The following is a 20,647-nucleotide window of genomic DNA, read 5'->3' as shown; positions in this document are numbered from 1 at the left end:
CTATTCGACAAGGATCTTCTCGGCGTCTCCCTTGCGAATGGTTAGCTCGTATCCCCGCACAGTAACCTCCACCGGATCGCCCAGGGGAGCCACTTTACGAACAAAGATCGCCGTGCCTTTTGTGATGCCCATGTCCATAATCCGACGTTTCAGCGCTCCTTCCCCTTCCAGTTTTGCCACTGTAACAGTTTCCCCGCATTTTGCGGTTCTCAATGTCTTCATGTTTTTCCGCCCTTTCTATCAAACCATAATCCGGTTGGCCATACTTTTACTGATTGCCACCCGAGAATCCTTGACGTTGACAATCAGATTTCCGCCAAGCTCGGAAATCACTGTCACAACTCCGCCTTCCACAAAACCGAGGCTTTCGAGAAAGCGCCTGGTCTCATCTTTCCCGTTTATTTTTTTCACCGTGTTGACCGTACCGGAACCGACCATTGTTAACGGCATCACTATTCCTCCTTTTATGGCTGCTGATTGCCCTTCCTGTAGTTAGATAAAGCTAACTTTTAATCCATCTGTAGTTTACCACGGCTAACCAGATTTGTCAATGCTGTTTTGAATATTTTGAAGGGGTTGAGATGGAATCGGCAACGTGCTACAATAAAACAGACAACCGCATTAAAAATCATGCAATTCAGATAATAAACGATCTTTACAGGAGGTGCCGGAATGAAAATACACGAATCGGCTGAAAATTATTTGGAGACAATTTTAATATTAAAAAAAGAAAAAGGAGCTGTGCGTTCAATCGATATTGCGCAAAAAATGAACTTCAGCAAACCCAGTGTCAGCCATGCCATGTCTCTTTTCAAAGAAAACGGCTATATTGTCGTTGACAGGGACGGTTGGATTGAGCTGACGGAATCAGGGCTGGAAATTGCCGAGCGAATCTATGAACGTCACCAGTTAATTACCCGTTGGCTGACAGCTCTGGGGGTTCCGTCTGATATTGCCGCACAGGATGCATGCAAAATTGAGCATGATATCAGTGAATTGACTTTCCAAAAAATGAAAGAACATGTGGGAAATTTATAAAATTTTTAAATTTTCATGTTGACATTCCCCTGTTTCTATGATAATATCCGCTTAGTTAGTTAAGACTAACCACGTAAGGTTATGATCTGGAAATGGGGGATTTTAATGAGTGTCGTCATTGTTGGCGGAAACGAACGAATGGAAACCCAATATAAAATGATCTGCAAGCAGTTTGGCTACAAAGCAAAAGTTTTCACCAAGATGCCGGCAGATTTCAGAAAGCAGATTGGCAGCCCGGACTTGCTGATTTTATTTACCAGTACGGTTTCCCATAACATGGTCAGCTGTGCCGTACAGGAAGCCGACCGCTGTAAAACCTGTATCGCTCGTTCCCACAGCAGCAGTTCCTGCGCGTTAAAAGATATTCTAAAGGAACAAATTTGTTCCAGAATGCAGGCTTAACAGAATACCAAAACGCCCTGTCCGCAGAAACGGACAGGGCGTTTTAACTGGTTCTCAGGCTCTGATATATTCACATGCCGCCAGCGCGGCAACCGCGCCGTCGGCCGCCGCGGTCGCAAGCTGCCGAACCGTCTTGGTGCGGCAGTCCCCCGCGGCGAAAATGCCATCCACATTGGTTTTACAATCCTCGCCGGCAATAATATAGCCCGCCTGGTCCAACTGTACAGGCGGCGAAAACGCGCTGTTTTCCGGCATCTGCCCGATTGCGACAAACAAACCGCTGACCTCAATCACACGGGTTTCCTTCGTTTTCGTATTCTGAACCTCTATGGCTTTCAGCCTCTCATCCGCGATCAGTTTCACGATATTCGTGTCAAGGACAAACTCCAGATTCGCTTTCTGCCGGAGCGCTTCCACCTGCTTATGCTCTCCGCGGAATGAATCGCGGCGATGGATGAGATAGACCTTTTCGCAGTAGCCGGTCAAAAAGGCCGCGTCCTCCAGAGCTGTATTGCCGCCGCCGTTTACGGCAACCGGTTTGCCCTTATAGAATGCGCCGTCACAGGTAGCGCAGTAAGAGATCCCCTTGCCGATCAGTTCCTGCTCCTTTGCAAGGCCCAAAGGACGGTTTTTCGCTCCGGAAGCCAGAATCACCGCCCGGCAGGCATATTCCTTTTCTTCCGTCACCACAATTTTCTGCACGCCGTCTTTCCTGATTTGCGTTACCCTGGCGATTTCAATTTCCGCGCCCAGTTCCATCGCCTGCTCATACAGATTTGTGGCGAATTCAAATCCGGAAATCTTTTTGATCCCGGGATAGTTTTCCACCTCCGGTGAGGTAACGATCTGCCCCCCATAAGAAGCACTTTCCAATACAAGAACTTTTTTGCCGGCACGAACACCATAGATCGCGGCGGAAAGCCCCGCTGTTCCCGCGCCTATAATGATAATATCGTACATGTTCCAGCCTCCCTTTTTGCTTTAAGCCGTCCCTGCGGGTCCCGCTGCGTAATTGACCGGCTTTTTCTATCATTCTTCGGAGAATTCTCCTGTTGTATTCGTTTATTTTAGGATAGCTTACCATATTTTACAAAAAAAGTCACGGTTTTTCCTGTTTTGCCCGTTTTTCAGATACCGGTACAGCAAATACGGCGGCCACCGTGCCGCCGTATTTGCTGGCTGTTATTCTTCAATCATTTTGAGGATTTTTGCTTTTGACTGGACGCCGACCGATGTACTGATAACCTTCCCGTCTTTCAAAACGGCAAGCGTCGGGATGCTCATAACTCGAAACACGCCCGCCAATTCCGGCTGTTCATCGACGTTTATCTTGCAGATTTTCGCATAAAGCGCTTCCTCGGCGACCTCGTCCACCAGCGGGGAAAGCATTTTGCATGGCCCGCACCAGGATGCCCAAAAATCGATCAGCACGGGCTTTTGAGATTTCATGACTTCCTGCTCAAAATTGTCTTTTGTTACTGTTACAACTGACATAAGATCGTCTCCTTTAATCTTCATATTACAAAATGGTTATGTGGCTTGTTATGCTTCTATTATACCCATTTGAACTTCTTTTTCTGTGAGCAAATCACAAAACGGCTTTGTAATATCCATTTTATGAACCACCCTTTATTTTGCCTGTGCGCTTCCCATGGTTTTTCGCCTTGCAAATCAGCTGTGTCGCGGTACCCATCGGGCAGTAAACGCACCAGCTGCGCGGTTTATACAACAGCATGGTCGCAAATCCCAGCACCGTGGAAGTCAGCATCACGCTGTAAAATCCGAAAGCGAACTGCGCCGCCCACGGCGCGATTCCCTGCGCGGAATAAGCCCAGTTCCAGGGAAGCCGGATCGTCCAGATAAGCGTAACGACCTGTTTTAAGCCGGCCGCACCGGCAAAGACCATATAGGTTGAGAACAGCATATTGAAAAACATGATAAAGAAGAAAATCAAAAAGCCGTAGCGGAACCATCTGCTGCGCAGAAAAGACGGGATTTCTTTTTTACGTGACAGGCCGTGCCGATTTCCCAGAAGTTCAAACAGCTGTCCTCTGCCGCAATAGTGGTTGCAATAGGCTTTATCGCCTTTCAATACCGCAATCAGCACCGGAATGAGAAAGCAAAGCATCCCCAACCATGCAAACAGGATATTCACAAACCCAAGCAGGAGATAAACCGCCGAGGCAATCCAAAGAAATTGGTACCAGTGTTTCTTCTTCATCAGCCGTTTCCCTCCGCCATTTGAATGACTGAAGCCGGACAGACTGCTTTACATTTTCCGCATCCCACACACAGGGTCTGCTCTATTTGGGCGTGCATTCCTTTTTCAATATGGATTGCACCTTTCGGGCATACAGGCACACAGCAGCCGCATGCAACGCATTCCTCCTGTGCAACAACCGCACGTTTTCTTGTTTTGACAGACAAACAGACAACACCACCTTCTTTTTATACTGAAAGTATATAGAAAGAAAGCGGTGCTGTCTGTAACCAAATCACGAACGAGCCCCACCGATTCGGCGAACCGGAAGGGCTTGTCTTTTCATCCTGTCAAAATTATGCGACCCCGATCGTCAGCAGAATATTCGCAAAAATGCGTTTTTCGCCTGTGGAAATAGAGAGGCGAACCGCGGGTTCGCTGCAGGCATCATAGAATTCAAACCGATCGATTCCTTCCAGCGTCATACCCGGCAGCAGCTTTTCGAACTCACTGAAAATCTCCGGACGGCTTCCGTCACCGGGTTCCATCACTTCCGCTTTTTCCACGTTAATACCGCCCAAAAGCGCTTCCAGAACCTGCGTAACGGTTGGAATCCCCGACGCTACACCCAGGTAGACCTTCTTGGAATCCCCCGTCTTGCTGTCAAGCGGATAGTTTCCGTCGGCAATCAGGATTTTGTCCCCGTGTCCGCAGAGGGACAGCGTTTTCATGATTTCCGGATTGATGCAGGATGTCTTCAACATGGCTGGTTCCTCCCTTATTTTTCGTTGTCGCGCAGTTTACCTAGCGACCCGCCCGGATGCCAGGTAACGTATTCCTGCGGCGATAATCCACGAATAGACTGCAGAACAATGCTCAAGCCCTGAAGTACCAGAATTTCTGCCAGAATCGAGGCGCGGGGCGCGCGGTTGAGCGGTCCGCCTTCCTCTTTGACGCCGGCAAACAAATGAGCGTCGGAAATTTTCGCAAGCCAGCTCTCCGGATTTCCGGTAACGCCGATGATTTTGCAGCCGTTATTTTTGATTGCCGTTGCGGTCGCTTTTAATTCGGCGGTTTCCCCGCTGTTGGAAATGCAGATCACCACATCGCCCGGAACGAGCTGCCCGCAGGAGCCGTGCACCGCCTCCGTTCCATGCAGGAAATAGGTCGGCGTACCGGTCGAAGAGAGCAGCGAAGCCATATAATTTGCCACATGGCTTGGCTTCCCGATTCCCGTGATATGCACGCGGTTTTTGTTTTTCTGCGCGTCCAGAATGACCTGCACCGCATCGTCATAAGCATCGTTTCCGATTGTATCGGCAAATGCGTTAAATTCTGTTTTCGCTTTTTCCAGAAAGACATGAAGTGCCTGTCTGCTTTCCTGATCCATGTGACTGCCTCCTTATTGTCTGAGCGGTGCCAGCATCGCAAGGTCAAACCCGCCGAACTGTTCCCGCTCCATCAAATCAATTACCTCATTCAAAGTCGGCAGGGAAGGCTGGGCGCCCATGCGTGAAACGGTGATCGTCGCTGTATAGCTGGCAAAATCCAGTGCCTGCTGATGCGTAAGCCCGGCGCAAAGCCCGGTTACAAACGCGGCAACAAACGAATCCCCGGCGGCAGTCGGGTCCTTGACCTCCACAACATCCACGCAGGACGCATATGCAAAGTCCTGTGCGCTGGCCACTACCGCTCCATTGCTTCCAAGTGTAATGATAGCGTTTTTTATGCCTTTGTCAAGAAGCGCGCGCACTGCGGACTTCACATCGTCCATATTGACGCCGTTTTGTTTATCCGAGCGGATGGTTACGCCCGTCAGGTCGGCGGCCTCATGCTCGTTGGGTGAAATATAGGCGAGGTGGGAAAGCAGCTCGTCGGACAGCGGCGCGGAAGGCGCGGAATTCAGCATGACCGGCACGCCTTTTTCAAACGCATATCCGGCAACAATCTCGTTAATTTCCATCGAGATTTCCAGCTGGAGGACCACCATGTCGTAAGATGCGATCTCTTCTTTGAGAAAAGCCACCTCTTCCGGTGTGATCTTCATATTCGCGCCCGACACAACAATAATCCGGTTTTTGCTTTTTTGCCCTTCGGATACCTCCAGCAAAATATTTCCGACTGCGGAAGAGGTGTCCGGGTCAACCAATATATGCTCCGTATGGATACCCGCCGCCTTTGCGGACGCAATCAGTTCGCGGCCGAAGCCGTCGTCGCCCACTTTCCCGACCATGGTAACGTCCGCGCCAAGGCGGGCGGCCTGCACGGCCTGGTTTGCACCCTTCCCGCCGGGGGCGGTACGGAAGCTTTTACCCAGAACCGTTTCCCCGGACCCGGGAAATTTTTCAGTGGATACAATCAAATCCATTACGAAACTGCCGACGACTAAGATTTTCGGTTTCTTTAACATACAGGATGTCCCCTTTCCCACTCTATGCCTTATATTCCAAGATGGCTGCGGATTTTGTTTTCCAGCGCAAAGAGGCTGTCAACTTCCATTTTCGCGTTTTTGTCGAACCGGGATGGGTCGGCGCTTCTGGTAACCAGGCTCATCGGAATCCCTTCGAGATTCATATGGTATTTCGCGCTGACAGGGTACAGCCGCATTTCAATCATTGCCGCTTCGGTGATGAAGTCTGCAAGCAGTCTCGCCTTTTCATAATCGGTATCCTTATGGTCAACCGCCCATTTATACAAATCGGGGTGATAGTTTGCCATGATGCCGTTATAGCCCGCGGCGCCATGAGTAACGCTGTCAAAGAAAGAGGCCGCGTTCGCGTTGAAGATTTTCAGCGGGCTGTTCTCAACCACCTTCAGCCGTTCCCTGATCAGCTCGTAATCGCAGCAGGTATCCTTCAGGAACACCATCCGCCCGGATTTTGCGGCATCGGCAAGAAACTCAAGGGGCACCAGCCGCTTAAACGGCATCGGGCACTCATAAATGCCAAAGTCGACTTCGGGGAACCTGTCAAAAATTTCATTTGCATTTTTGACAAATGCTTCTTCATCGTCGCCCTTTTGATCAAGCCGGTTGCTGACGAGCACATATGCTTCCACACCGGTTTTCATCATGGCTTCAATCTCTTCAAACTGTGTCTTTTTGTCCGAATCGGTGTGTCCGGATGCAATCACCTGAATACGCCCGCCCACCGCATCTACAACAGCTTTCGCAATGTCCGTCTTTTCCTGTTTGGTCAGGTAAAACATTTCGCTGGACTGGCAGACAGCAAAGATACCGTTGCAGCCTTTTTGAATATACCAATTGCAGATTTTTTCGATTGCCTGAAAATCCACCTTGTTGTCGTCAGTGAACGGGGTAATCATGGTCGGCCACACGCCGCCGTGGATAGAAAATGCCATTTGAATCACCTCAAGTTAATAATTGATCATACACCGTAGTGCAGGAAGATCTTAGGAAGGAAGAGTACGATGTTCGGAAAATAAGTGATGGCAATCAGTACAACCAGCATCGCGAAAATCGGCCACCAGATTTCCTTGATGACATCTTTGAGCGGTGTTCCCGAAACCCCGCTGGTAATAAACAGCAGCATTCCGAACGGAGGCGTTGACAGGCCGATCATCATGTTAAACACAACAACCAGGCCGAAGTGCACCAGGTCAATCCCCATTGCAGAAACCAGCGGCAGCACAATCGGGATAAAGACGACCTGAATCACGGATGTATCAATAAACATGCCCAAAATTAGGAACGCAATATTGACCAGCAGCAGAAAGACATATTTGTTGTCGGTCATGGAAAGAATCAAATCGCCAACTTTCGCCGCAATCTGTTCTTTGGCGACAATATAGGAAATAGAAGTGGCGGCACCCACCATGAGCGAAACTGTTCCGGTACTCTGAACGGTATCAATCAGGACCTTTTTGAATCCATCCCAGTTTAGCACACGATATGCTAAAACAGCAACCAGCAGAGCATACAATCCGGCAACCGCGCCCGCCTCAGTCGGTGTCATAATGCCGGTATAAATACCAATCAGCAGGATCACCGGCGTCAGGATGGCCGGGATCGCCCGCAGCGTATATTTCAGGTATTCGCTCAGCACCAGCTTGGCGCTGCGGGGATAGTTGCGTTTGCGTGCTATAACCGCAATGTAAACCATCAGCGCAATTGCCAGCAGGACGCCCGGAACCATGCCGCCCATAAACAGGGCGCCGACCGATGCGCCGGAAAGCATGGCGTAGATGACCATTGGAATGCTTGGGGGAAAGATGGGGCCGATGGTTGCAGAGGCCGCTGTAATCGCGCAGCTAAAGCCGTCATCATAGCCCTCGTCGCGCATTGCCTGTATCTCCATTTTGCCCAGACCGGAGGCGTCGGCGATTGCCGAACCGGTCATGCCGGAAAAAATCAGGGATGCCAGAACATTCACGTGACCAAGCCCCCCGCGGAACCGCCCGACAATTCCCTGAGAGAACCCAAAAATCATTTCCGTGACTTTACCGGAATTCATGACGTTTGCCGCAAAAATAAACAGCGGGACCGCGATAATGGTATAATTGGAAAACAACATGCCCATGGTCTGCTGGGCCACCATCTTCACATTGGTTCCGCTAAGTACAAAATAAAAGATACAGGCTGCCATCATGCCCGTCGGAATCGGCATGCGAAGAACAAAGATCAGGACGAATATAATCAAAAATGTAATCAATGCGATATTCATTCGATCCCCTCCTCTCCCTTGATTGCATCGTCAATTGCTTTCTGATAATCAGGGATACTTTCTTCTATCAGTTTTTCTTCAAATTTTTTGCCGCCAAGACCGGTAAAGGTCATAAAATCCGCATAAAGATCTGCAATTGTATAAATCAGCATCAAAATCAGAAATACAATGTACGGAAGATAAATCAGATGCATACCGATTTTCAGGATGCTTGTTTTCTGTACTTTCATAAAAAGAATAAAATCCCAGGTCGGCTTCACACTGATTGCAAATGCCGCCGCAATAATCAGGTTCCCCAAGAAAGCGGTAAACGCTTTCCATTTTACAGAAAGCATATCATAAACCAGTGTAAACATCACATGGCTCTTTTTGCGCTGTGCATAGCATGCGCCGAGCAGCACTGTCCACAGGAAACAGGCCGCAGTGACTTCTGTCGCCCATGACTGGGGGTTCCGCAGGATGTAGCGAAAGAACACCTGAAGGACAAACACACTGAAGAGCCCGACAAATGCGACAACAGGAATATAAAGCTCTAAAATATCACGAACCAGAAAAATCGCTTTTTTGGCTGTCTGTTTCAAATGGCTCCCTTCCCCTTCATTCAATCATTCCACCGTTATGCGCCTAAAGGCAGATGAACGATGTACCCGTATCCAAAGGGGACATACCGCCGGGTCTTCCACGGTATGTCCCCTGCTTTTTAACCGGATTCTGTTTGTTTATAAAATTACTTCGCCATATCCTGAATTTTCTGGAACAGGTCCATATCCCAGGAATCCGTCATTTCTTTGTTTTCAAGATATTTGTCAAGAACCTGCTTGGAGAATGCGTCAATATCCGCATTGTAAATTTTCAGGCCTTTTTCCTTAAAGAACTCAACCAGTTTTTCTTCTTTAGCAACATTGGTTTCGTCGCAGTACTTACGGGCGGCTTCCACGCCTTCCATGACCCAGCCCTTCTGCTCATCAGTCAGAGAATCCCATTTCGCTTTGTTGATGGTCGGCCAAACGCTGTCGACCAGATGGTTTGTCAGGGTGATGGATTTCTGTACTTCATAGAATTTTGCGGATTCCACGGTCGGCAGCGGGTTGTCCTGGCCATCCACGGTACCGGTCTGAAGCGCCAGATACAGGTCGTTAAACGCAATCGGGGTCGGGTTGGCGCCCATTGCCTTGCCAAGGAATACCCACGCGTCGGAGTTCGGCATTCTCAGGTTCACGCCGTTCAGATCGGCAGGCGTTTTGATTTCCTTATCTGCGGAAAGACTGACCTGGCGGGTGCCCAGATAAAATGCGCCCAGCGGCAGGATCCCCTGTTCGTCGCCGATTTTTTTGAATGCTTCTTTTCCGATATCACCGTTCAGGACTTTCGTCATATGGTCATAGCTCTTAAACATATAGCCTGCGGTAAACATCGAAACCCACGGTGAATTTGTGGTCAGCCATGATGCGCTGGAATAGATGAGGTCGCAATCGCCCGCAATCACTGCCGCTGTTTCCGTATCCTGATTGAACAGGGAGCCGGAATCATAGCATTCCACCGTAATATTGCCGTTGGATGCCTTCTCCACAGTTTCTTTAAAAATCTTCTGTGCGTCGGCATGCGCGTCGCCCGGAACTGCCGTGATGGAGAAAACCAGGTTGACGGGCTCGGAAGCCGCGGGAGACGCCGCCTCCGATGCGGCAGGCGCCCCGGAAGAAGCCGGTGCGGAACTGGATGCGGCACCCGAAGAACCGCACGCAGTAAAGAGTGTCGCCGTCATTGCGGCACAAAGCAACATTGACAAAACTTTTTTCATAAACTTTTCCTCCTAATAGTCTCATATGATCACGCCGTTTCGTTCGGCGTCCGAACCTAGTTATAGATGCGTTCCCGCATACGGAGTGAAGCTTCCTGTAAAATTTTTGAGCACCGAAGCAGCATTTCGTCTGTCATCGTCGACGACGGGCCGGATGTGCTTACTCCCGCCACCAGCTGTCCGTGTGTATTGAAAACCGGTACCCCCACACAGCGGACACCGAGATCACGCTCCGCGTTGTCAATTGCATAACCGCGGCGGCGGGTACGTTTCAAGTCCTCCAGAATCCGGTCATACTCCAGCATGGTATTGGGCGTAAATGCCCGCCTTTCCGTCGGAATCCGCTGAGGCCATTCATCCTGCGGCATAAACGCCAGCATTGCCTTGCCGATCCCGGTACAGAACAGCGGCGCTTTTTCGCCGAGGATGTCCCGGTATGGCAAAACCCCGATTTTGGAGCGGGGATGCACCACATACAGGTAAAGCACATTGGTTCCGCGCGGCAAACCGAAATAAACAATTTCATCCGTCTGCTTTGCGATATCATCCAAAATATCGTAGACAGCTTTAGGATATCCAAGATGCTGGTTAATAATAAAGGAGTATTCCAGCATTTTCAGTCCCAGACAGTATTTCCCGTTTGGCAGGTGTTCAACGTACCCAAACTGCTGAAAGGTCGACATGATGTTGTGCACATTGCTTTTATTGACGCCCAGCAGCTCACTGATCTGTGTGATTCCAAGCTCCGGCTGCTGAACAGTAAAACATTCCAATATGCGAAGTGATTTTGCAAGGGATTTTACTTTTGAGTCTTCCTGATCCATAGCAGCCTCCGTTCTTGTCGAGAAACGTCGTTCTCCATTAGAGAACTTTGTTCTTAATTTCTAATTGTATTATAGCAAATAGTCACCTAATTTTTCAAGGTGTCAAACATAATCTTGTATCCTATCACAATTGTAATTTTTAAATCTGGTCAGATTACAGACTCGATTCTCTAATAGAGAACAAAAAGCGCTTTTTTTAATTCATTGTTCTGATATAGAGAACAATAAACTCGAATTTTAGAAATATGTTCTGTTATCCGAAACAATTTAAACAAATCCGTATAATCCAATTCTTTTGCACGATACTGAAAAGATGCTTTATCATGCAACAGACCGCCACCTGCGCAGAGTCATCTGTATACATGTCTATATACGCATTTTACACAGAACAAACAATTTTGAACTTAATTGACATCCGGAATTTGTATACAGGTAAAAACTCTGATTCCAAGCTGGAATTCCAAGTACCCTCATGCTATAATAATGACTAATTGATTTTTGAAGGCGGGAAGGGATCGGTATGGACGCGAATACAAACAGTGATGCAATTTATCAGATTCTTGAAAAGGAAATTATCGATTTGGTGATCAAACCGGGGACTTCCCTGAGCGAAAACGAGCTTTGCGGCAGGTTCCATGTATCCCGTACCCCTATCCGCAGTGTTCTTCAGCGTCTGCAGGAAAACGGTTTGGTAACCATTATTCCTTATAAGGGAACCGCTGTGACGCTGCTTGATTTTGACATTATCAATCAGATCATCTACCAGCGGGTTGCTGTGGAAACCATGGTCCTGCGGGATTTTATGAAACTCTGCAATCCCATGCTGCTGGAGAATATCCGGTATACCGTTCGCAGGTCGGAGCTTTTAATTGATGGGGATTTTGAGGTAAGCGACTTTTATGACCTGGACAGCCAGCTGCACGAAATCTGGTTCTATGAAACAAAAAAGCCGTATTTATGGGACATGATTCAAAAAGCGCAGAGCAACTATTCCCGCTTCCGCATGATGGATATTGTTGAAGTGCACAATTTTGCTGAAATCGTTTCGGAACACCGGGAAATGCTCGACGCCATAGCCCGGAAAGATGCACCCGCGATTGAGCCGCTGCTTACCAGGCATCTTTACGGCGGCATCACAAGGCTTGGCAGCCGTCTTTATACGGAATTTCATGATTATTTTGCACAGAAATAAGAGTACGGACTTGCATTTTATAAAGCATAATGCTAATATGTAGGAAAACAAAGGTTGGATACAATTCCGGCCGGAAAGGGCAGATATGGATGCGATTGGAGCAACCAGCAAATCGATCTATTCCGTGCTGAAAGAGGAAATATTGAATCTTACGATCAAACCTGGCCAGCAGATTTCCGAAAGTGAAATCTGCGTGCGCTTTAACGCCTCCCGCACACCTGTACGTGCCGCATTTCAGCGCCTCAAGGATGCCGGGCTGCTGACCATCATTCCCTATAAAAGCACCACTGCCTCTCTGCTGGACTTTGACCAGATAGAACAATCGATTTACATGCGTGTCGCCGTTGAAACAATGGTGGTTCGTGACATGATTCGGGAATGCGATCCCTTTGTAATCGAAAAAGTAAAGGCGGCGATCCACAGGCAGGAGGTTCTTCTGTCCGGCGAAATCGACCCTCACGATTTTTACGCGCTGGACTCTGCTCTCCATGGTATCTGGTTCTCGTACGTTCATAAGGAATCTTTGTGGAAGTTAATTCAGCGCATGCAGGTTCACTATATGCGTTTCAGGATGCTGGACATTGTTGCCGTGCAAAACTATCAGGAAATCTACGAAGAGCATGTTGCTTTATTGCGGGCTATCTGCGATAAGGACGTCGACCTGATTGAACCTTTGATACGGCGTCACCTCTACGGCGGCATCAAACGGCTTGGAGATCGGATTTACACCAAATTTGCGGATTGTTTTACGAAAAAAGCAGAAGATGAACACGAATAAATAGTTACCCCCCGGCAAAGCCGGGGGTTCTCCATATGCGGGCAAAGCCCTGTTTTACTAGCTGCGCCTCAAGGCGCTGGTACGGTCTGCCAATTGCAAAAGTTTGTTACTTGCTACCCGTAAACGGGTTTACGTACTCCTTGAGTGTCATCTGGTCTTCAACCTGATCTTCTTCCAGTTGATTTTTGATATATTGGGCTATTGCTTTATCATTCTTCCCTGCCGTATCCACAAAATAGCCCCTGCACCAGAATGTCCGGTTTCCATACTTGTATTTCAAATTCGCATGCCGCTCAAATATCAGCAAGGTACTCTTTCCTTTGAGAAATCCTACGAATCCGGAAACGCTCATCTTTGGTGGTATTTTCACCAACATGTGTATATGGTCCGGACACACCTCCGCTTCTATGATCTCCACCTGTTTCCAGTTACATAACTCCCTCAGTATTTTTCCTATCTCAGCCCGCATATTTCCGTATGTTACTTTTCTTCGATACTTTGGGGCAAACACTATATGGTATTTGCAATTTCAGCTCGTATGATTTAAACTATCTATATCATTCGTCTTCATGTCGAATGTTCCTCCTTTTGATATGTCTCGTTGCAGTTGGCAGACCGCAGCTTCATTATATCAAAAGGAGGTTTTTTGCTATACTCATCGCTAAAGCTTTTTTGAACTCCCGGCACAGCCAGGAGTTTTCGTACGACAATAAGAAAGCAGAATCCCCCGGCCTTCTACCGATGGATTCTGCTTTCTTTCGGATAAAGTTTTCTGTGGATATAAAAAACTTTTTATTTGCCTGTGCTGCAAAGGCGCTGGCTTCCTCTGTTTTTCCGGCCAAAAAGCAAAACGCACGCTGTACTATATCTAGTTGTCCTGTTGACATCACGAACTATATAAAGTAGAATGGGAAAAGGTTAAAAAAATGATTAGACAGAAAAGATGATGTTGAATGGTAGAGACGATTAAAAAACGTAACGGAGAAATTGTGCCGTTCGATCCCGGCAAAATCCGGGAAGCGATTCATAAAGCGAGCATTGCGGTGGCCGATGAGACGATTCCCGCGAGAACCCTGACCATCCTGACCAATAAAGTGACTGGATGCTTTTCGGATGCTGACGTCCCCACTGTGGAGCAGGTACAGGATAAAGTGGAGGAGGCGCTGATTGCCGCCGGCTTTGCGAAAACAGCAAAGGCCTATATTTTATACCGTGCTGAACACAACAAAATTCGTCAGTCGGAAGCCAACCTGATGGATATTTATAAAGAACTCACCTTTGCCTATGCCAAAGATGCAGATATCAAGCGGGAAAACGCCAATATTGATGCCGATACCGCTATGGGCACCATGCTGAAATACGGTTCCGAAGGCTCTAAATATTTTATTGACAACTATATTCTTCCAAAAGACATCGCCGCCGCCCACATCAACGGTGATATTCATATCCATGACAAGGATTTCTATATGCTCACAGAAACCTGCTGCCAGATCGACCTGCTCAAGCTGTTTAAAGACGGCTTTTCCACAGGGCACGGGTATCTGCGGGAGCCAAACAGCATCATCAGCTATTCCGCGCTCGCCTGCATTGCCATTCAGGCAAACCAGAATGAAATGCATGGCGGCCAGAGCATCCCGAACTTTGATTATTCCATGGCACCCGGCGTAGCGAAAACCTTTGAAAAGGAATATTTCAAAGCTCTGGCACAGTATTTCCGCTTTAAGATGGACATGCCCTTTTCCGATGCCTCCGCACTTGCGGCTGCTGTAAGAGTCGGGGTAGATGAAAAATTATCTATCGGCAACGCGGAGCAGTACGGAATCCGGCTTGCAGGCTGGTTGCCTTGCCACCAGCGCGAAAACGGGTTTCAGACGATCAGTGAGGAACAGGCGGCGGATGCTCACCGCTGCGCTTTGGAAATTGCTCTCACAGAGACGGACCGCTCGACCTATCAGGCAATGGAGGCATTTATCCATAACCTGAACACCATGAACTCCCGTGCGGGTGCGCAGGTTCCTTTTTCTTCGGTCAACTATGGGACCGACTGCTCACCCGAAGCCCGTATGGTCATCCGCAACCTGCTGCTTGCCACCAAATCAGGTCTTGGGAACGGGGAAACCCCGATCTTCCCGGTTCAGATCTTTAAGGTAAAAGAGGGCGTCAACTACAATCCGGGAGACCCCAACTACGACCTGTTTAAGCTGGCGATGGAAACTTCCGCCATGCGTCTGTTCCCGAATTTCAGCTTTATTGACGCGCCGTTTAACCTCGCTTATTACAAGCCCGGCGATTATAATACGGAAATTGCTTACATGGGATGCCGCACCCGCGTAATGGGGAACCACTATGACCCGTCGCGCGAAGTAACCTGCGGACGCGGGAATCTGAGCTTTACTTCTGTCAACCTGCCGCGGATTGCCATTGAGTCAAAAGGGGACTTGAAGCGCTTTTATGAGCTTCTGGATAAACGGATGGAGCTTGTTACACGCCAGCTGCTCCACCGTTTTAAAATTCAATGTTCCAAGAAAGAGCGCAATTACCCCTTCCTGATGGGGCAGGGCGTCTGGATTGATTCCGAGCAGCTTGGCGCCGATGACTGTGTGGGCGAACTGCTGAAACACGGAACCCTGAGCATGGGGTTCATCGGTTTGGCAGAGACGCTTAAAGCGCTTACCGGAAAACATCATGGCGAAAGTGAAGCAAGCCAGAAGCTTGGGCTTGAAATCATCAGCTACATGCGCCGCCGCATGGATGAGGAATCGGAAAAAAACGGGCTGAACTTTACCCTGCTCGCAACCCCGGCAGAAGGGCTTTCCGGACGGTTTGTCAGGATCGACCGGGATCTTTACGGCGCCATTCCGGGTGTTACCGACCGGGATTACTATACCAACTCGTTCCACGTCCCTGTCTATTTCCCGATCGGCGCTTTTGATAAAATCCGGCTGGAGGCACCTTATCATGCGCTTACCAATGCCGGCCACATCAGCTACGTTGAGCTGGACGGTGACACGAGCAAAAATCTGGAGGCTTTTGAAGCGGTCATTCGCTGCATGAAAGACGCGGGCATTGGCTACGGTTCCGTAAACCATCCCGTCGACCGCGACCCGGTCTGCGGCTACACGGGGATCATTGACGAAATCTGCCCGCGCTGCGGACGGCGGGACGGCGAAGCGGTTCCCGCGGAAAAGCTCCGCGAGCTGCGCAAAAAATTCCCCGGCATGCCGGTTTTCTGCGGCTGCGAATAAAATCCGCATGTTGTGCGGTTTATCTGGTAAAATAAAAGAGAAATGCCGCAGAAGTTTACTGTATTATCAGGAAAGAAGTGCTTTATTTGCAGGAATGGATTCTGGAAACAATCAATCAGTTTGGCTATATAGGGGTTTTTCTGCTGATTGCGGTCGAGAATATTTTTCCGCCCATCCCTTCCGAAGTCATTCTGACGTTCAGCGGGTTTATGACGACCTACTCGGAGATGCACGTCTGGGCGGTGGTCATTGCGGCCACGCTTGGTTCCTTGGCCGGTGCGCTGATTCTTTACGGTGTGGGGCGCATCCTGTCGCCTGAGCGGCTGGAGCAGTGGCTGGATGGCTGGATTGGAAAACTGCTCCGGTTCAAAAAGGGAGATATTTCGTCGGCATGCAAATGGTTTGAAAAGCACGGCAACGGTGCGGTTTTTTTCTGCCGCTGCGTTCCAATTGTACGCAGCTTAATTTCCATTCCGGCAGGTATGGCGAACATGCAGATGGGGCTTTTCCTGCTCTTCACCACCGCCGGCAGTCTGGTTTGGAACACGATTTTGGTCTGGCTGGGGGTCGTTGCGGGCGCTTCCTGGGAATTAATCGTCGGATATATCGGAACCTATTCGACGATAACCCTGCTGGTACTTGCGGCGGGAGGTCTGATTGCCGCCGCCTGGTATCTCAAAAAACGTTATTTCAAAAAACAATAGAAAAAAGCCCGGCTCATGCCCAATGTCATTTAGTTAAGGAGCAAACTTTCAAGTTTGTTCCTTAACTATTCTTTTTGTGCCGTATGTTTATTAAGTTACCTCTGCAAGGAGTTCTACCGCAACCCGCAGGAGACCGGCAGGAAGCTCATGCAGGACATCAGCAGGTACACCGAACCAGTACGGGGCCCGGTCGCAGAGACCCACACAACATAAGGACCAAATCTTTTGTTGGATTTATCTATCGTGTTGCGGCATGACCAGTAACTAAAAAAACAGGGGGCGATCCCCCCGCTTTTCACAGTCAACCGATATCTAAGGTCATCCGCAGATATTCAACAAGTATAGTCAACGTCTGAAATATAATTAATTTCCATATAGAAAATCAGTGCCGCGCATTGTTTACGGGCTATTAAGTTAAGGGACTCAAACTATAGATTTGTGATTTGGCCATACAAGGATTATCGGCCGATTATATAATAAAAGCAAGTTCAGCCTTAAACTGTTCTTGCTTTTTTATGATTCAATACTATCTTGAATGGTCAGAACTTCAAGGAGAAGAACGCGGGAAAATCTCCACCCTTAAGCCCTTGACCGTCCGCTTCATTCTACGGCAAAACCGGCTCCACTGGCGCGGTTATCGTTGGCTTTTGCGAGGTTACGCGCCCCGGCCTCTTCCAGAGAACAGGTTTAGGGGGTATAATGAGACAAAGATAAACTCCACAGTATGCTTATTTTGCGGAGTTTATAGCTTTCCCCGATAATATTTTATAATATCAACAATTGTAAAGACAACACACAAAATTATTATGGAAGACAAGGGGCCAAATGAGAAAAAAGAGGAAGAAAACTCTCTACCTTTAATTGTTGAATATATATAATTAGTTATAGCCGACACACTTATGATGATAACCCATTCCAGTAAAATTCTTTTTAAGAGTTTTTTCATACCCGTTCCCCATCAGATTATTTACTTTTTAATAATATATCATACCATCGTAAAGACTGATACTTTCTTTGTGTAAAATATCTGTGGTGACATTGCAGTATATAAGTACTGTTCGTTTGTTACAGGCCTTGATAAGTTGAGGATTTACTACTCGATGTCTCTTCGTTAGTAATTCCGGCTCCTATTATATTGAGCCTAACGGTGCCCTTTAAACTCATACTTAATAGAATAAATACAATCATTTCAATCATAAGACGATAACCCCTATAATGATTGTGCGTAAACAAGCGAATAATAAAAAAGCCCCCTGTCCATTCTTTAAAAAATGGACAGGGGGCTTTTTTTCGTTTGGGATAGGGCTTAACTAAATGACAATAGGCTCATGCCGGACTTTTTTCTGTATTCTATCTTATCTTCACAGGGTTGCACTATTCTTCCCAGAGGGATTCCAGCTTGCTACGGATTGTCTCGCGGCGGCGCACAGTTTCCTGAGGGTCCAATACATATGCACCGTTTATCTCCTCAAAGCAATCCCCTACAACCGCATTCGCAGGAAGAAGCGTTTTTTTGATATCGTGCATAACACCGGTCTCGTCTTCACAAATTGCGAACTCTCCCTCAAACCGGTCAATAATATAACTCATTGTATATCTCCATCGATTTTATAACGATCTGTATCTGTTTTGAAGTTCCAAAAATTTTATAATCAGTTCAACGCAACCGTCAATTCCAAGCATACTGCTATCGGCCACCAGGTGATGATTGCCGATTTCTCCCCATTTGTGGTCTGCGTAGGAGTTATAATAAGCACTGCGCTTTTTATCGGTTTTCAGGATCAGATCTTTCGCTTCACCCGAACTCAGCTCATAGAGTTCCTTAATGCGCTTGATACGTGTCTGCAGCGGTGCGTGGATAAAAATGTGGTAACAATCCGGCTCGTCACGCAGCGCATAGTCTGCGCAGCGTCCCACAATGACGCAGGAATGCTGCTGCGCGACCTTTCGGATTGCGTCAAACTGCGCAAGAAACAGCTTGTTATTAATCGGAAGAAGATCCGATGTGCCGGCAATTGTTCCGACTGAATAGGGGTTCACGGAAAGGGAATACAGCAGGCTGTTGACCGGTTTTTCATCGTTGCTTTCAAACAGTTCCTTGCAAATTCCGCTTTCCTTCGCCGCTACTTCGAGCAATTCTTTGTCATAGAATGCGATTTGTAGCCGTTCCGCCAGCTTTTTTCCAATTTCCCTGCCTCCGCTGCCGAATTCTCTGCCAATCGTGATGACTGTTTTTCCCGTCATGTCCGCTTCCCTCCTCATTCAACTTTTACTCCAATATTATTATATACCAGCTATCAAAAATTGTACAGCGTTTGAGCAGAACGAGAAGCAGTGATTTAGCCGATTCCGCCGTATGCAATGCTGAACACCACCACGGACGCGGCAAGAATGACATAGACATATTTGGCGAAAAAGCCGAATGCCCTGCCAAGCGGCCTCTGGCGTCCTGCCATAAGCTCCGCCTGAATTTTCGGAAGTCCGAGCACCCAGTAGATCATGATGGCCCCCAACACGGCACCCACCGGCACCACAAAGATCGTGATAAAATCCATCCAGCGGCCCATATACGGTTCATACTCGATCAAAACCCCAGCGGCGAAAACCACCGTTCCCACCAGCAGCAGCGCCGGTATGCGGCCCAGACGCAGATGCTTTTGAGCCGCCTCTGTGCAGACCTCAAACATGTTCACCAGGGATGTCACACCCGCAAACAGCACCGAAACAAAGAACAGCGTGGCAAACATGCCTCCCAAAGGCATCTGCGAAAATACCTTCGGCAGAATGATAAAAATGAGCGGAGGCCCCGCCTGAGGATCCATCCCAAAAGCGAACACAGCGGGAATCACGGCAAATCCGGCTACCAGCGCCGCGGCCGTATCCAGAATAGCGGTGAGGATAGAAGAATGCACGATATCTTCTTTTTTGGAAAGATAGCTGCCGTAGATAATCATTCCCGAGCCTGTGATGGACAGAGAAAAGAAAGCCTGCCCCATAGCCATAATCCAGGTTTGAGGCCGCAAGAGCTGGTCCCATTTGGGAACAAGCAGATAGGCATAGCCGGCGCCTGTGCCCGGCAAAAACGCAACACGTACCGCGATAATGAAAAATAGAATGAAAAAAGCCGGCATCATAATTTTATTGATTTTTTCAATACCGCCGACAATTCCGCCTGCAAGAATCAGCACAGTCAAAACTACTACCGCAAAATGCCACGGCACACTTCCAAACGGCCCTGTCATTTCCGCAAAAAAATCGGCGGATTCCCCCCGAAAAATTGCGCCTGTCGCAGAACCCGCCAGAGAACGAAGCACCCATCCCACCACGATAGAGTATCCGATTGCGATTCCCAGAGAGCCGAACAGCGGAATCGCACCCAGGAATTTTCCACCCCTTTTGCCGCGCGATTTCATGGCATAATCGTAGGACCCGATCGGGCCTGTCCCCGTCAGCCGCCCAAGCGCAAACTCGCCGGAAAGGCCGACCCAGCCGAACAGAGCGACAAACAGAAAATACGGAACCAGAAAAGCCGCTCCGCCGTATTGTCCGGTGCGGTAAGGAAACATCCAGATATTTCCCATGCCAATGGCCGAGCCGACCGAAGCCATGATAAACCCCAGCTTGCTCCCGAACTTTCCGGCCGATGACGGCCCATTTAAATTTTTTTCATTTGACACACAACACACCTCTATTACTTCTCTGAACGCCAGGACGAATGCGCCCAGCCGTTCAGAACGGTTATAATGGGGAGAATCCAGAGAAAAATCCTCCGCCCAAAGACACT

The 20,647-nt window shown here is 48.4% G+C and carries 23 protein-coding genes and 1 pseudogene; 6 read left to right on the top strand and 18 right to left on the bottom strand.

Annotation, left to right across the window (positions count from 1 at the left end):
* Positions 1-222 carry a FeoA family protein gene (locus tag C1A10_RS12950; protein WP_101910657.1) on the bottom strand — a complete coding sequence of 74 codons (222 nt, stop codon included), beginning with the start codon at positions 220-222 and terminating at the stop codon, positions 1-3.
* Between the two features lie 18 nt (positions 223-240).
* Positions 241-450, bottom strand: a complete 210-nt coding sequence (locus tag C1A10_RS12945) for a FeoA family protein (protein ID WP_180951134.1) — start codon at positions 448-450, stop codon at positions 241-243.
* Between the two features lie 222 nt (positions 451-672).
* Between C1A10_RS12945 and C1A10_RS12940 the strand changes: the two genes are divergently transcribed.
* Positions 673-1,038, top strand: coding sequence for a metal-dependent transcriptional regulator (locus tag C1A10_RS12940; protein WP_101910655.1), 366 nt, complete (start codon positions 673-675; stop codon positions 1,036-1,038).
* A 105-nt stretch (positions 1,039-1,143) separates the two neighbouring features.
* Positions 1,144-1,440, top strand: a complete 297-nt coding sequence (locus C1A10_RS12935; RefSeq protein WP_101910654.1) for a DUF2325 domain-containing protein — start codon at positions 1,144-1,146, stop codon at positions 1,438-1,440.
* A gap of 54 nt (positions 1,441-1,494) precedes the next feature.
* On the opposite strand, the gene trxB is transcribed toward C1A10_RS12935, so the two are convergent.
* From trxB to C1A10_RS12875, 12 genes are all read right to left on the bottom strand, one after another.
* Positions 1,495-2,400 (bottom strand): thioredoxin-disulfide reductase, encoded by a 906-nt coding sequence (trxB, locus tag C1A10_RS12930; RefSeq protein ID WP_101910653.1) that lies wholly within the window; start codon positions 2,398-2,400, stop codon positions 1,495-1,497.
* 222 nt (positions 2,401-2,622) lie between these two features.
* Positions 2,623-2,934: a thioredoxin gene (gene trxA / locus C1A10_RS12925; protein ID WP_101910652.1), complete on the bottom strand. Its 312-nt coding sequence runs from the start codon at positions 2,932-2,934 to the stop codon at positions 2,623-2,625.
* A 121-nt stretch (positions 2,935-3,055) separates the two neighbouring features.
* On the bottom strand, positions 3,056-3,661 hold the full coding sequence (locus C1A10_RS12920) for a 4Fe-4S binding protein (protein ID WP_101910651.1): 606 nt from the start codon (positions 3,659-3,661) through the stop codon (positions 3,056-3,058).
* Positions 3,661-3,867 carry a 4Fe-4S dicluster-binding protein gene (locus tag C1A10_RS12915; protein WP_101910650.1) on the bottom strand — a complete coding sequence of 69 codons (207 nt, stop codon included), beginning with the start codon at positions 3,865-3,867 and terminating at the stop codon, positions 3,661-3,663. Before C1A10_RS12915 ends, C1A10_RS12920 begins: the two co-directional genes overlap by 1 nt.
* A gap of 129 nt (positions 3,868-3,996) precedes the next feature.
* The gene (locus C1A10_RS12910; RefSeq protein WP_101910649.1) at positions 3,997-4,404 is read right to left on the bottom strand and encodes an RbsD/FucU family protein; all 408 of its coding nucleotides are present in this window, start codon (positions 4,402-4,404) and stop codon (positions 3,997-3,999) included.
* Between the two features lie 14 nt (positions 4,405-4,418).
* On the bottom strand, positions 4,419-5,030 hold the full coding sequence (locus C1A10_RS12905) for a KpsF/GutQ family sugar-phosphate isomerase (RefSeq protein ID WP_101910648.1): 612 nt from the start codon (positions 5,028-5,030) through the stop codon (positions 4,419-4,421).
* 12 nt (positions 5,031-5,042) lie between these two features.
* Positions 5,043-6,050, bottom strand: coding sequence for a ribokinase (locus C1A10_RS12900; RefSeq protein ID WP_101910647.1), 1,008 nt, complete (start codon positions 6,048-6,050; stop codon positions 5,043-5,045).
* A gap of 29 nt (positions 6,051-6,079) precedes the next feature.
* Positions 6,080-7,000: a dihydrodipicolinate synthase family protein gene (locus C1A10_RS12895; protein ID WP_101910646.1), complete on the bottom strand. Its 921-nt coding sequence runs from the start codon at positions 6,998-7,000 to the stop codon at positions 6,080-6,082.
* A gap of 26 nt (positions 7,001-7,026) precedes the next feature.
* Positions 7,027-8,322, bottom strand: a complete 1,296-nt coding sequence (locus C1A10_RS12890; RefSeq protein WP_101910645.1) for a TRAP transporter large permease — start codon at positions 8,320-8,322, stop codon at positions 7,027-7,029.
* On the bottom strand, positions 8,319-8,903 hold the full coding sequence (locus C1A10_RS12885) for a TRAP transporter small permease (RefSeq protein ID WP_180951133.1): 585 nt from the start codon (positions 8,901-8,903) through the stop codon (positions 8,319-8,321). Before C1A10_RS12885 ends, C1A10_RS12890 begins: the two co-directional genes overlap by 4 nt.
* A gap of 146 nt (positions 8,904-9,049) precedes the next feature.
* Positions 9,050-10,120, bottom strand: a complete 1,071-nt coding sequence (locus C1A10_RS12880) for a sialic acid TRAP transporter substrate-binding protein SiaP (RefSeq protein ID WP_207654732.1) — start codon at positions 10,118-10,120, stop codon at positions 9,050-9,052.
* Between the two features lie 56 nt (positions 10,121-10,176).
* The gene (locus C1A10_RS12875) at positions 10,177-10,944 is read right to left on the bottom strand and encodes an IclR family transcriptional regulator (RefSeq protein WP_101910643.1); all 768 of its coding nucleotides are present in this window, start codon (positions 10,942-10,944) and stop codon (positions 10,177-10,179) included.
* 520 nt (positions 10,945-11,464) lie between these two features.
* Here C1A10_RS12875 and C1A10_RS12870 point away from each other — a divergent pair.
* Together C1A10_RS12870 and C1A10_RS12865 are read left to right on the top strand one after the other, a co-directional pair.
* Positions 11,465-12,136, top strand: a complete 672-nt coding sequence (locus tag C1A10_RS12870) for a GntR family transcriptional regulator (RefSeq protein ID WP_101910642.1) — start codon at positions 11,465-11,467, stop codon at positions 12,134-12,136.
* An 85-nt stretch (positions 12,137-12,221) separates the two neighbouring features.
* Positions 12,222-12,914 carry a GntR family transcriptional regulator gene (locus tag C1A10_RS12865; RefSeq protein ID WP_101910641.1) on the top strand — a complete coding sequence of 231 codons (693 nt, stop codon included), beginning with the start codon at positions 12,222-12,224 and terminating at the stop codon, positions 12,912-12,914.
* 106 nt (positions 12,915-13,020) lie between these two features.
* Here C1A10_RS12865 and tnpA read toward each other — a convergent pair.
* Positions 13,021-13,485, bottom strand: a pseudogene (gene tnpA / locus C1A10_RS12860) (IS200/IS605 family transposase).
* A 382-nt stretch (positions 13,486-13,867) separates the two neighbouring features.
* Between tnpA and C1A10_RS12850 the strand changes: the two are divergent.
* Positions 13,868-16,159, top strand: coding sequence for an anaerobic ribonucleoside triphosphate reductase (locus C1A10_RS12850; RefSeq protein WP_101910639.1), 2,292 nt, complete (start codon positions 13,868-13,870; stop codon positions 16,157-16,159).
* An 86-nt stretch (positions 16,160-16,245) separates the two neighbouring features.
* On the top strand, positions 16,246-16,863 hold the full coding sequence (locus C1A10_RS12845) for a DedA family protein (protein ID WP_101911662.1): 618 nt from the start codon (positions 16,246-16,248) through the stop codon (positions 16,861-16,863).
* 1,374 nt (positions 16,864-18,237) lie between these two features.
* On the opposite strand, the gene C1A10_RS12840 is transcribed toward C1A10_RS12845, so the two are convergent.
* From C1A10_RS12840 to C1A10_RS12830, 3 genes are all read right to left on the bottom strand, one after another.
* Positions 18,238-18,453: a DUF3006 domain-containing protein gene (locus C1A10_RS12840; RefSeq protein ID WP_101910638.1), complete on the bottom strand. Its 216-nt coding sequence runs from the start codon at positions 18,451-18,453 to the stop codon at positions 18,238-18,240.
* 18 nt (positions 18,454-18,471) lie between these two features.
* A complete protein-coding gene (locus C1A10_RS12835) occupies positions 18,472-19,107 on the bottom strand; it encodes a cytidylate kinase-like family protein (RefSeq protein WP_101910637.1) in 636 nt (211 codons plus the stop codon).
* A gap of 95 nt (positions 19,108-19,202) precedes the next feature.
* On the bottom strand, positions 19,203-20,540 hold the full coding sequence (locus C1A10_RS12830) for a sodium-dependent transporter (RefSeq protein WP_278309130.1): 1,338 nt from the start codon (positions 20,538-20,540) through the stop codon (positions 19,203-19,205).
* Positions 20,541-20,647 lie beyond the last annotated feature (107 nt).

The sequence above is a fragment of the Marasmitruncus massiliensis genome, assembly GCF_900186535.1.
Lineage (GTDB): Bacteria > Bacillota > Clostridia > Oscillospirales > Ruminococcaceae > Anaerotruncus > Anaerotruncus massiliensis_A.
The sequence above is the reverse complement of the archived record's forward strand: the minus strand, read 5'-3'. Positions and strand labels throughout refer to the sequence as shown.